Raw genomic sequence first — 12,895 nt, 5'->3', positions numbered from 1 at the left:
GAGAAAGGTGTTCAGCCCGTATGTCTGAACACCTTTTTTTATGATATTTGTTTGTTGTGTGTGTCAGCCTTTGTGTCAGAAAGCGGCCAGCACTCAATGCCATTATGGTTTTTGAGTACATCTTTATAAAAGACCGGATCTTTGCCTGCTTTTTTCTGGCGTGTATAGTCTTTCAGCGCCGTAAAAACGACCTTTGATAATAAGAAAATCGCGATTAAATTCACGACGACCATCAAGCCCATGAACAAATCAGCCAGATCCCAGACGAGTTGGACTTTGGCAACACAGCCAAACACAATCATCGCCAGCACGCCGATACGGTAGATAAAAATCAGTTTTTTGCTTTTATTCAAAAAGCCGATATTGGTTTCGCCATAATAATAGTTTCCGATTAAAGCACAGAATCCGAATAACAAAATCAGAATGGCGAGAAAGCCTGATGCCCACGATCCGACATGGGCGCTGAGAGAGGCTTGAGTTAGCGCGATTCCGCTCAGTCCCGGAGTATGGTAGGCATCTGAAAACAGAATGATAAAGGCGGTGCTTGTACAAATGACCAGCGTATCAGTAAGCACACCAAAAGCTTGAATCAGCCCCTGTTTGACAGGATGGCTTGTTGTTGCGGTGGCAGCGGCATTCGGTGCGCTTCCCATTCCCGCTTCGTTTGAAAAGATTCCCCGTCTGACGCCTTGCATTAACGCTGCTCCCAAGGCGCCGCCAGCGGCCTGGTCAAAACCAAATGCGTTTTTCACGATTAGCGCAAGCACGTCTGGCAGCTGTGTAATGTTGGTGACAATCACGAAAAACGCAACTCCGATATACAGGACAGCCAATACGACAACAATGGATTCAGCCAGCTTCGCAATGCGTTTTACACCGCCGAAAATAATCGTGCCGAACACAGCAATTAAAATGAGTCCCAAAGTCAGGCGGTTTGTGCCGAACGCGTTTTCGAAGGCGAGGCTGACTGTATTTGATTGAACCGAGTTAAAGACGATACCGAACGATAAGGTGATTAATACGGCAAACAGCGCGCCCATCCACCTTTTGTTCAGCCCTTTTTCCATGTAATAAGCCGGCCCGCCGCGGAAGCCGTTTACATCTTTTACTTTATAAATCTGAGCCAGTGTGCTTTCCACAAAGCTTGATGCTGATCCGATAATGGCGATAATCCACATCCAGAAGATTGCACCGGGCCCGCCGAGCGCAATAGCGATGGCAATGCCCGTAATATTTCCCGTACCGACACGGGCTGCCATGCTAATGCAAAAGGCTTGAAACGGAGAAATGCTGTTTTTCGACCGGGAAGTAGCTCCTTCTCTTAACACTCTCACCATTTCTTTCAGCATGCGAACCTGCAAAAACTTAAGCCTGAACGTAAAATAGATTCCCAGAGAAAGGAGCAATACAATTAATAGCTTTGACCATAAAAGATCATTTGCGATACCGACGATATGTTCCAGGATTTGCTGCATACAATCACCTCTTTTTTAATGTTTAAAAAATGCTGAGCTCCCACTCCTGCGCCATATGTTTCAGCAGCATACCGCCAGTAAGGCTGTTGCCGTATTCGTCAATAGCAGGCCCGTAAATGCCGATGCCGCATCCAGATTGAAAAGGCTGTTCTCTTCTGGCACTTGGAGGAACGAGAGCCATGATGCCGCCGGAGACGCCGCTTTTGGCCGGCACGCCGACAAACGCCGCATATTTGCCTGAAGCGTTGTACATGCCGCACGTCAGCATTAACGCCTTGGCCAACTTTGCCACGTCCTTTGGAATCACTTGCTGGCGGCGAATCGGATGATAGCCGTCATGGGCAAGGATCAGGCCGATCAATGCAATGTCTTCTGTGGTGCTCTCCATGGCGCATTGCTTCAAGTAAACCTCAAGCGTTTCTTCTACATCTGCTTCTAAAAAGTTTGTTTCTTTTAAATAGTAGGCCAGCGCTCTGTTGCGGTGGGCGGTTTCCCATTCTGACTGGAACACTTCCTCATGAATTCTCGGCCGCTTTCCTATTAAGGTTTCCATCACCGAGTAAAGAAACTCGAGCTTATCGTGTGCCGAGTCACCCGGAAGAAGCGAGGCGATGGTAAGGGCACCCGCGTTGATCATAGGATTAAACGGTTTTCCCGGCTTGTTGATTTCGAGCCGAATGATTGAATTAAAGGCATCACCTGTCGGTTCGACATCTACGCGGTCGAGCACATAGGGAATGCCGCGGCTCATGCAGGCGGCGATAAAGCTGATCACTTTTGAAATGCTTTGCAGGGTAAAAGGGACGTTCCAATCGCCGGCATGTATCATTGTTCCGTCAGGCTCCAATATACAAATGCCGAGCTGTGAGTCATTGACTTTTCCTAAAGCGGGGATATAGTTTGCACTTTGTCCATTGGCGGCAAAGGGGCGATAGTGCTCAACCCAATGATGCAGCTGTGACGCCGGGTCTATTTCTATTTGGGGCTCTTTTATCAATTCTTTCATCGAATTCCTCCTCACTGTTTTTCTTCTTTAAGGACTGAGGTTTATCAAAACGAAGGCTGAAGGGGCATTAAACGCTTTCATAAAAGCGGAAGGTATATTTACTGTATAATGACGACTACAGAATCATACAAAATACGACAAAAATATTTTGAAAATAAGCCGTAAGATTTATAAAAAGCTCATGTTCTGGGTCAAAAGAAATTTGCAGGTTTTCTGCTGTTTCCCCAAAATAGAAGCGAGGATGTGATCATCATAAAACTGGAACGTTTTTTTGAAAAAGATGGATATATACTGGCTCTCATGCTGATTACAGTGCCGCTGGCCGGTGAACTGAAATTTTATCCCCTTAATGAAGAGTTCCGGATCAGCTTTGGCGCACCGGTTTTTTTCTTCTTCTTATCGCTGCTGCGGCAAGTGCCCGCTGTGCTGCCGGGTTTTTTGACTGGAGCGGCAGTTTTCATCTTTCGCGTCATTCTGGGATTATGGGGCGGGGGACATGATGGACTGGCTCCAATTCTGTATGACCAAGCGTCTGGCTTTTTCTTTTATATGACTTACGCCTGTCTGTTTTACGTATTGAAGGCTAATCGTTTTCGGGAACGGCCGGTTATGCTCGGTTTCATCGGGTTTATGATTGAAATTGTGTCAGATTGTGTCGAGCTGGTCGTGCAGTTTCTCATTTTTCATACGGTTGTGACGCCTGAGAAAATCACAGACATTGCGGTGATCGCAATTTCTCACACATTTATCGTCATGAGCTTTTACAGTGTGCTGAAGCTGTATGAAACGCAATCGAGAGAAAAACAGACAAGGCGGCAGCATGAGCACATGCTAATGATCGTTTCGAATTTATATGAAGAAACGGTGCATTTAAAAAAGACATTGAAGACGACAGAGCAAGTGACGAATGATTCGTATCAGCTCTATCGGGAAGTGAAGGGCAAGGATGAACAGCTCAGCGGCAGAATCCTGAGGCTGGCCGGGGAGATTCATGAAGTGAAAAAGGACAACCAGCGGATATTTGCAGGGCTTTCAAAACTGATTTCGAATGAGAGCTTGCGAGATTATATGAGGGCTTCTGATTTGCTGCAGCTTGTGATTCGAATGAATGAAAAGTACGCTGAAGCACTTGGAAAGCAGATTGATTTTCACTGCTCGATAGAAGGGGAGCATGACGATTATCACGTATTTATCGTGCTTTCGATCATTAATAATCTAACGGCAAATGCGGTAGAGGCAATGGGGGAAGAGGGAATGATCAGCCTGAGGCTCCGTAAGCCAAATGAGAGTATGGTAGAATTCCAGGTGGAAGACAATGGCCCCGGCATTTCTGAGAAAATCGGAGACATTGTGTTTGACCCGGGCTTTACTTCAAAATATGACGAATTTGGCACGCCTTCTACCGGAATCGGACTTTCCTACGTGAAGGAAATCGTGACAGAGCTAGAAGGAGATATCAGGTTCGATAATCAGCAGCGGGGAGTGGTGTTTGCCATCAGGCTGCCTGTCCGGCATTTGATTCAGAAAGGGTGAACCGAAAGCTATGCGTTTTTTTATCGCTGATGATGACCGTGCGGTACGGTCGATTTTAAGACAGATCATTGAGGATGAGGATCTGGGGGAAGCTGCTGGTGAAGCAGAAGACGGAAGCCAGGTGGAAGGTCATATGCTGCAATTTAAGCAGATTGATATTTTATTAATCGATCTGTTAATGCCCGGACGGGACGGCATTGAAACGATTCGCCAGCTTCAGGATACGTACTCCGGAAAGATCGTGATGATCTCTCAAGTGGAAGCGAAGGAAATGGTCGGAGAAGCATACTCGCTCGGCATCGAATATTTTATCCATAAGCCAATTAACCGCATTGAAATTGTCACGGTTCTCCAAAAGGTGAAGGAACGGATCGAGCTTGAGCACTCGATTGGGGATATTCAGCACTCTCTAAGCCGGCTTGTCAACCGGACTGAACGGAAAGCGCGTCCTCAGCAGAAGAGTGACAGCGGCTTAAAAGAAGCAGGAACATTCCTGTTGTCCGAGCTTGGCATGATGGGGGAAGGCGGCGCTCATGATCTCATGGCGGTGCTGCAGTATTTAGCAGAACATGAGCAATCTGAGCCGTACGAAAAACATATCCCTTCGCTAAAACAGATCTTCATCCAAGTAGCGGAACGGAAGCTGGGCGCAGGAGCATCCCAAACGGAAGTCAATCGCGAAATGAAAGCCTCGGAGCAGCGCATCCGCAGAGCAATTATCCATTCGCTGCACCATTTTGCTTCATTAGGCACAACGGATTTTTCCAATCCGAAATTTGAAACCTATGCATCGAAATTCTTTGATTTTCCGGTTGTCAGCCAGAAAATGAAAGAACTTCAATCAAAGGATGCAAAACCTCTCGCACCTGCAAGAGTGAATATGAAAAAATTCATCCATGTATTCTTTTTGGAAGCGAAGCTTTTGCACGAGACGATGAAACAAAGAAGCATGTAAACCAAAACAGCCGGCAGTACCGGCTGTTTTTTTGCTGTGCAGAACCCCGGCTAGACAGCGTTTTTCCTGGGGTCTGAAAAATATCAGAAAATAAAGATATTGACTTATTGTTTATTTGTCTTACAATAAAACAAAAGGATATAAGGAAGGAGCGGATATGAAAGAAAAAATAATAAAAGCGCTTTCAGTCAGGGGCTGTATATCCAAATAACAGGAGGTTATGTTGATGAGCCGTATCAGAAAAGCACCCGCTGGAATTTTAGGTTTTCCGGTTGCACCTTTTAATACACAAGGAAAACTGGAGGAAGAAGCTCTTTTTCAAAACATTGAATTTTTGCTGGAAGAAGGCTTGGAAGCGATTTTTATCGCTTGCGGGTCTGGTGAATTTCAATCTCTCAGCCAAAAAGAATACGAGCAAATGGTGGAAGTCGCAGTCTCGGCAGCCGGAGGAAAAGTGCCGGTTTACACGGGGGTGGGCGGCAACCTCAGCACAGCGCTGGACTGGGCGCAGCTGTCGGAGAAAAAAGGTGCCGACGGGTACTTGATCCTGCCTCCGTATTTGGTGCATGGCGAACAGGAGGGGCTGTATCAGTATGCGAAAACGATTATTGAAAGCACCGATTTGAATGCGATTCTTTATCAGCGCGATAACGCGGTTCTCTCTCTTGAACAGATCAAGCGGCTGACCGAATGTGAACAGCTTGTCGGTGTGAAGGACGGGGTGGGGAACATGGATTTGAATATTAACCTCGTCTATACGCTCGGCGACCGCTTAGGATGGCTCAACGGAATGCCGATGGCTGAAGTGACGATGCCAGCTTACCTGCCGATCGGGTTTCACTCCTATTCCTCAGCGATTTCAAATTATATTCCGCATATTTCCCGGATGTTCTATGATGCATTGAAAAATGGAAACGACGAGCTTGTGAAGGAGCTCTATCAGCATGTGATTCTCCCGATCAACGACATTCGCAAACAACGAAAAGGATATGCCGTATCTTTGATTAAAGCGGGCATGGAGATCATGGGATTGAATGTGAGAAACACAGCCAGACCGCCTGTCGGTCCGGTTGAAAAAGATCACTATCAGCAATTAGAAGCGATTCTGAAGCAGGCGGCGGATCGTTTTCCGAAAAAAGCCGCGACGGTTTGATGAACAGAAAAAATATGAAAGGGGCAATGGGCATGTCTGTGATCACGGAACAAAACACGTATCTCAACTTTATTAACGGAGAGTGGGTTAAGTCTCAATCAGGCGATATGGTCAAGGTTGTAAACCCTGCGGATGTAAACGATATTGTCGGCTATGTACAGAATTCAACAGCTGAAGATGTGGAACGGGCTGTCGCCGCCGCCAATGAAGCCAAAACGGCTTGGAGAAAGCTGACGGGGGCCGAGCGGGGCCAATTTTTATACAAAACAGCGGATATTATGGAGCAGCGCTTGGAAGACATCGCCGCCTGCGCAACACGTGAGATGGGAAAAACACTGCCGGAAGCGAAAGGGGAAACAGCCCGCGGGATTGCCATTCTTCGCTATTACGCCGGAGAAGGCATGCGCAAAACGGGTGACGTTATTCCGTCTACTGACAAAGACGCGCTCATGTTTACCACCCGTGTTCCGCTCGGTGTGGTCGGCGTGATTTCTCCGTGGAACTTCCCGGTGGCGATTCCGATTTGGAAAATGGCCCCGGCATTGGTGTATGGCAATACCGTTGTCATCAAACCGGCGACAGAAACAGCTGTGACATGCACGAAAATCATTGCTTGCTTTGAAGAAGCGGGGCTCCCGGCAGGAGTCATCAATTTGGTGACAGGCCCAGGTTCTGTTGTCGGGCAGGGGCTTGCTGAGCATGATGGGGTAAACGCTGTTACGTTTACCGGTTCAAATCAAGTCGGAAAAATCATCGGGCAGGCCGCTTTAGCGAGAGGAGCCAAATACCAGCTTGAAATGGGCGGGAAAAACCCGGTCATAGTAGCCGATGACGCTGACCTTGAAGCTGCGGCCGAAGCTGTCATTACGGGTGCCTTCCGTTCAACCGGCCAGAAGTGCACCGCGACAAGCCGCGTCATCGTGCAAAGCGGAATTTACGAGCGCTTTAAAGAAAAACTGCTCCAGCGTACAAAGGATATTACGATCGGAGACAGCTTAAAAGAGGATGTCTGGATGGGACCGATCGCCAGCAAGAATCAGCTTGATAATTGCCTGTCGTACATTGAGAAAGGCAAACAGGAGGGCGCTTCCCTTTTGATCGGAGGAGAAAAGCTTGAGGATGGAAAGTATCAAAACGGCTATTATGTTCAGCCTGCCATCTTTGACAATGTGACATCTGAGATGACGATTGCCCAAGAGGAGATTTTCGGCCCGGTGATCGCCTTGATCAAGGTGGACACGATGGAGGAGGCGCTGGACATCGCCAATGATGTGAAGTTCGGCTTAAGCGCATCCATTTTCACGCAAAACATCGGCCGAATGCTTTCATTCGTTGATGAAATTGACGCCGGGCTAGTCCGGATTAACGCGGAAAGCGCGGGTGTTGAGCTTCAGGCGCCTTTTGGCGGCATGAAGCAGTCGAGCTCCCACTCCCGCGAACAGGGTGAGGCGGCGAAGGACTTTTTCACTGCGATCAAAACCGTTTTTGTGAAGCCGTAATGGTGCTGGAAAGAGGCGGACGTCTCTTTCCCAGCTTTATCACAGCCAGCATATGATTCTCTACTTTGAAAAGGAGAAGATACTATGAAAAAAGACTATGCGAATGTTTCACCGGCGGGCAAAAAAACGTCTGTACGCTGGTTCATCGTTTTTATGCTGTTTCTTGTGACCTCTATTAACTACGCGGATCGGGCTACGCTTTCCATCACCGGAGATTCCGTCCAGCATGATCTGGGATTGGACTCGGTCGCTATGGGCTATGTCTTTTCTGCTTTTGGCTGGGCCTATGTCATCGGGCAGCTTCCGGGCGGCTGGCTGCTGGACCGTTTTGGTTCAAAGACTGTTATTGCATTAAGCATCTTTTTCTGGTCGTTTTTTACGCTGCTGCAAGGGGCGATTGGTTTTTTCTCCGCCGGCACAGCGATTATCCTGCTGTTTGCACTGCGTTTTCTGGTAGGCTTGTCCGAAGCGCCTTCATTTCCTGGAAACGGCAGAGTTGTTGCCTCATGGTTCCCAAGCTCCGAGCGCGGGACAGCTTCAGCCTTTTTTAATTCAGCTCAATACTTCGCAATCGTCATTTTTTCTCCTTTAATGGGCTGGCTCACCCACTCTTTCGGCTGGCATTCCGTCTTCGTTGTCATGGGTGCCGCTGGCATTCTTCTGGCTGTCATCTGGCTAAAAACGGTGTATGAACCGAAAAAACATCCGAAGGTCAACGAAGCTGAGCTTGCTTATATCGAACAGGGCGGCGGGCTGATTTCCATGGATGACAGCAAAAGCAAGCAAGAAACAGAATCGAAATGGCCTTATATCAAACAGCTGTTAACGAACCGCATGTTGATTGGCGTGTACATCGCGCAATATTGCATTACAACTCTCACCTATTTCTTTCTCACATGGTTTCCGGTATATTTGGTTCAAGCCCGCGGCATGTCCATCCTTGAAGCAGGGTTTGTCGCTTCCCTGCCGGCGCTATGCGGATTTGCCGGCGGTGTGCTTGGGGGCATCGTGTCAGACATCTTACTCAAAAAAGGCCGTTCGCTCACCTTTGCTAGAAAAGTGCCGATCATTATCGGCATGCTGCTGTCTTGCAGTATGATTGTCTGCAACTACACGGATTCAGCGTGGCTCGTCGTTGTTATTATGTCACTCGCGTTTTTCGGAAAAGGCTTCGGCGCACTGGGATGGGCTGTCGTGTCGGACACGTCTCCGAAAGAGTGTGCAGGATTAAGCGGCGGTTTGTTCAACACTTTCGGAAATATTGCCTCGATTACCACACCGATTATTATCGGCTACATTGTGAATGCCACAGGATCTTTTAATGGCGCGCTCGTGTTTGTAGGTGCTAACGCGATTGCGGCGATCCTCAGCTACTTGCTGCTGGTCGGGCCGATCAAACGGGTCGTGTTAAAGAAACAAGAGCAAGACCCCGATCAATCATTGCCTGTCTAATATTTATGAAAGCGCTTTATATAAGGAGGAGAAAACATGAGTTCACCAATACAAGAGCAGGTTCAAAAGGAAAAGAGATCGAATATTCCTTCAATTCGTGAGATGAAGGTGATCCCTGTTGCGGGACATGACAGCATGCTGCTGAATCTGAGCGGCGCACACAGCCCGTTTTTCACCCGGAATATCGTGATCTTAACCGACAGCAGCGGAAATCAGGGAGTCGGCGAGGTACCTGGCGGAGAACACATCCGCCGCACATTGGAGCTGGCAGAGCCGCTTGTTATCGGAAAATCCATTGGCGCGTACCAGTCGATATTGCAAACGGTCAGAAAGCAGTTTGCCGATCAGGACAGGGGAGGACGCGGAATCCAGACGTTTGATTTGCGCACCACGGTCCATGCCGTTACGGCACTGGAAGCGGCTTTGTTAGATTTGCTTGGAAAGTTTCTTCAGGAACCGGTCGCGGCCTTGCTGGGCGAAGGGAAGCAGCGTGATGAAGTAAAAATGCTCGGCTACCTCTTTTACATTGGCGACCGAAAGCGAACGACCTTGCCGTATCAAAGTGATGAGCAGTCAGATTGTGCGTGGTTCCGTCTCCGCCATGAGGAAGCGCTGACGCCGGAGGCAATAGTACGTCTTGCCGAATCCGCTCAGGAGCGCTACGGCTTTCAGGATTTCAAGCTGAAAGGCGGGGTGCTGTCAGGAGAGGATGAAATTGAAGCTGTCACCGCATTATCAAAACGTTTTCCAGAGGCAAGGATCACCCTTGATCCGAACGGGGCGTGGTCATTAGAGGAAGCCATTGCATTATGCAAAGGAAAGCATGATGTGCTCGCGTATGCGGAAGACCCGTGCGGAGATGAGAATGGTTACTCCGCCCGTGAAGTGATGGCTGAATTCCGCCGCGCGACAGGGCTCCCGACCGCGACAAATATGATTGCGACCGACTGGCGGGAAATGGGTCACGCGATTCAGCTTCATGCGGTGGATATCCCGCTGGCTGATCCTCATTTCTGGACGATGCAGGGTTCGGTGCGGGTTGCGCAAATGTGCCATGATTGGGGTTTGACATGGGGCTCCCACTCCAACAACCACTTAGATATCTCCCTTGCGATGTTTACCCATGTAGCAGCAGCGGCTCCGGGGCGCATCACGGCGATTGATACCCATTGGATCTGGCAGGACGGGCAGCGTTTAACGAAACAGCCTTTTGAGATTGCTGATGGCTGTGTCAAGGTGCCAAATAAGCCCGGTCTTGGCGTCGACATTGATATGGAACAAGTCGAAAAAGCGCATGGCCTCTATCGAAAAATGAATTTAGGCGCGCGGAATGACGCGATCCCTATGCAGTTTCTGATCAGCAACTGGGAGTTCGACCGGAAACGCCCGTGTCTTGTGCGATAAGTTTGATTGTAAATATTGTCATACCGGCTATTTTGTCTTACAATTGAACAACTGAAGGGAGAGTTGTTCGTGTACGAAGGTTTAGAAGATCTGAAAGTCGATACAGTCAATCGGAAAACATTAGCCAAGCAAGTCATTGAACGGATTGTCCATTTATTGTCGAGCGGACAGTTAAAGGCGGGAGACAAATTGCCGACAGAAATGGAACTGATGGACATTTTGCATGTCAGCAGGCCCGTGCTTCGGGAGGCGTTGAGTTCACTAGAAACACTTGGTGTGATTACGAGAAAAACCCGCGGCGGCACGTATTTCAACGATAAAATCGGCATGCAGCCATTTTCCGTCATGCTTGCCTTGGCGACTGATAATCTTCCGGCGATCATTGAAGCGCGGATGGCGTTAGAACTCGGACTCGTGACGATTGCCGCGGAAAAAATCAATGAGGATGAGCTTCAGCGTTTGCAGAAGACAATCGACGACATCGCCAACAGCACTGACAATCTTTATGGTGAAGCAGATAAAGAATTCCATCGAATTATAGCATTAAGTGCCAATAATCCCGTTGTCGAAGGGATGATTCAATCCCTGCTGATCACACATGCGAAAATTGACAGCCAGATTCCGTACAGGGAGAGGGATGTAACGGTTGAATATCATAAAAAAATCTACGACGCTCTTGCCAAAAGAGACCCTTACAAAGCGCATTACCACATGTATGAGCATCTGAAATTTGTCCGTGACAAAATTCTGATGGGCATGGATGATCAATAATTGTTGAGACAGCCGCAGTTGAAACGTAAGATCTGCGGCTTTTTTTGAACCGATTTAGAAAACGCTTACTATGATGATATGAGGAGTGATTTTCTTATGGCGATGAACCTCAGGCAGAACCAAGCGCCCCTTTACATCAAAGTGAATGAAACAGATAACACGGCGATTATTGTCAATGATGGAGGGCTGCCAAAAGGCACTGTGTTTTCATGCGGGCTCGTACTTGAAGAGGATGTCCCTCAAGGCCATAAGGTCGCCTTAACCGATCTCAATCAAGGGGATGAGATTGTGCGTTACGGAGAGGTGATCGGATTTGCTGATGAGACGATCAAACGCGGGAGCTGGATTCGGGAAGCCCTGGTAAGAATGCCTGCTCCTCCGGCTTTAGACGATCTTCCTCTCGCAAACAGAGTGCCAAAACCGCTGCCGCCTCTTGAAGGATACACGTTTGAAGGGTATCGGAATGCGGACGGCAGTGCCGGGACGAAAAATATACTCGGTATCACCACAAGTGTTCAATGTGTCGTTGGCGTTTTGGATTATGCGGTCAAACGGATAAAAGAAGAGCTGCTGCCGAAATATCCAAATGTCGATGATGTCGTGCCGCTGCATCATCAATACGGATGCGGTGTGGCCATCAATGCGCCGGACGCTGTCATTCCGATTCGCACGATTCAAAATCTGGCGAAACACCCGAACTTCGGCGGGGAAGTGATGGTGATCGGATTGGGATGTGAAAAGCTCCTCCCGGCAAGAATTGCGCCTCAGAATCATGATGATATCCTATCACTCCAAGATTACAAAGGTTTTGCAGCGATGATTCAATCCATTTTGGAAATGGCGGAGGAACGGCTAATCAGGCTAAACAGCAGAACCCGTGTGACCTGCCCTGCTTCTGATCTGGTCATCGGCCTGCAATGCGGCGGCAGTGATGCGTTTTCCGGCGTGACGGCGAATCCTGCGGTGGGGTATGCGGCTGATTTATTGGTTCGCGCAGGGGCAACGGTTTTGTTTTCTGAAGTGACAGAGGTGCGGGATGCGATTCATTTATTAACGCCGCGGGCTGTCAGTGAAGAGGTCGGACTTTCGCTGATCGAAGAGATGAAGTGGTATGACAGCTATCTCCGGCGGGGGGAAGCAGACCGAAGCGCGAACCCATCGCCAGGCAATAAAAAAGGCGGATTATCCAATGTGGTGGAAAAAGCGTTAGGCTCGGTAGCGAAATCAGGCACAAGCCCCATCTCCGGCGTGCTCGGCCCAGGTGAAAAGGCAGAGCAAAAAGGCCTGCTGTTCGCGGCGACACCGGCAAGCGATTTTGTGTGCGGAACCCTGCAGCTGGCGGCGGGCATGAATCTGCAGGTTTTTACGACAGGAAGGGGAACACCGTACGGCTTGGCCGCTGCACCGGTGCTGAAAGTTTCAACACGGCATTCATTATCAGAGCATTGGGCGGATTTAATCGATATCAATGCCGGGCGAATCACGACAGGGGAGGCCAGTATTGAAGACATAGGCTGGGAGATCTTCAGGACGATTCTGGATGTGGCAAGCGGCCGCAAACAAACGTGGGCGGACCGTTGGGGCCTTCATAATGATTTGTGCTTGTTTAATCCTGCTCCAGTGACTTGATTCATTGTTCTAGTAGAT

Annotated in this window: 10 protein-coding genes; 8 read left to right on the top strand and 2 right to left on the bottom strand. The window is 48.7% G+C overall.

Going from position 1 to position 12,895, the window contains the following annotated elements:
- Positions 1–38 precede the first annotated feature (38 nt).
- Together KHQ79_RS19055 and KHQ79_RS19050 are read right to left on the bottom strand one after the other, a co-directional pair.
- Positions 39–1,475 carry an alanine/glycine:cation symporter family protein gene (locus KHQ79_RS19055; RefSeq protein ID WP_225516561.1) on the bottom strand — a complete coding sequence of 479 codons (1,437 nt, stop codon included), beginning with the start codon at positions 1,473–1,475 and terminating at the stop codon, positions 39–41.
- A gap of 22 nt (positions 1,476–1,497) precedes the next feature.
- Positions 1,498–2,481, bottom strand: a complete 984-nt coding sequence (locus tag KHQ79_RS19050) for a glutaminase (RefSeq protein WP_225516559.1) — start codon at positions 2,479–2,481, stop codon at positions 1,498–1,500.
- Positions 2,482–2,781: 300 nt separating this feature from the next.
- Here KHQ79_RS19050 and glnK point away from each other — a divergent pair, with 300 nt between their 5' ends.
- From glnK to garD, 8 genes are all read left to right on the top strand, one after another.
- On the top strand, positions 2,782–4,014 hold the full coding sequence (gene glnK / locus KHQ79_RS19045; protein WP_225516636.1) for a two-component system sensor histidine kinase GlnK: 1,233 nt from the start codon (positions 2,782–2,784) through the stop codon (positions 4,012–4,014).
- A 10-nt stretch (positions 4,015–4,024) separates the two neighbouring features.
- Positions 4,025–4,969 (top strand): glutamine utilization two-component system response regulator GlnL, encoded by a 945-nt coding sequence (gene glnL, locus KHQ79_RS19040; RefSeq protein WP_060397848.1) that lies wholly within the window; start codon positions 4,025–4,027, stop codon positions 4,967–4,969.
- 226 nt (positions 4,970–5,195) lie between these two features.
- Complete coding sequence (kdgD, locus tag KHQ79_RS19035; protein ID WP_003241339.1) at positions 5,196–6,122, top strand: 5-dehydro-4-deoxyglucarate dehydratase; 927 nt, start codon at positions 5,196–5,198, stop codon at positions 6,120–6,122.
- Between the two features lie 32 nt (positions 6,123–6,154).
- Positions 6,155–7,621, top strand: a complete 1,467-nt coding sequence (gucD, locus tag KHQ79_RS19030) for an alpha-ketoglutaric semialdehyde dehydrogenase GucD (RefSeq protein ID WP_225516557.1) — start codon at positions 6,155–6,157, stop codon at positions 7,619–7,621.
- Positions 7,622–7,705: 84 nt separating this feature from the next.
- Positions 7,706–9,073 carry a glucarate transporter GudP gene (gene gudP / locus KHQ79_RS19025; RefSeq protein WP_003241335.1) on the top strand — a complete coding sequence of 456 codons (1,368 nt, stop codon included), beginning with the start codon at positions 7,706–7,708 and terminating at the stop codon, positions 9,071–9,073.
- Positions 9,074–9,109: 36 nt separating this feature from the next.
- Positions 9,110–10,477, top strand: coding sequence for a glucarate dehydratase (gene gudD, locus KHQ79_RS19020; protein ID WP_225516555.1), 1,368 nt, complete (start codon positions 9,110–9,112; stop codon positions 10,475–10,477).
- A gap of 69 nt (positions 10,478–10,546) precedes the next feature.
- A complete protein-coding gene (locus KHQ79_RS19015; RefSeq protein ID WP_003241331.1) occupies positions 10,547–11,248 on the top strand; it encodes a FadR/GntR family transcriptional regulator in 702 nt (233 codons plus the stop codon).
- A gap of 96 nt (positions 11,249–11,344) precedes the next feature.
- Entirely contained in the window at positions 11,345–12,877 is a 1,533-nt protein-coding gene (gene garD / locus KHQ79_RS19010; protein WP_225516553.1) for a galactarate dehydratase, read from the top strand.
- The last annotated feature ends 18 nt before the right edge of the window (positions 12,878–12,895 follow it).

Origin of the sequence: Bacillus sp. TSO22, assembly GCF_020223595.1 — a bacterium.
Lineage (GTDB): Bacteria > Bacillota > Bacilli > Bacillales > Bacillaceae > Bacillus > Bacillus inaquosorum.
The sequence above is the reverse complement of the archived record's forward strand: the minus strand, read 5'-3'. Positions and strand labels throughout refer to the sequence as shown.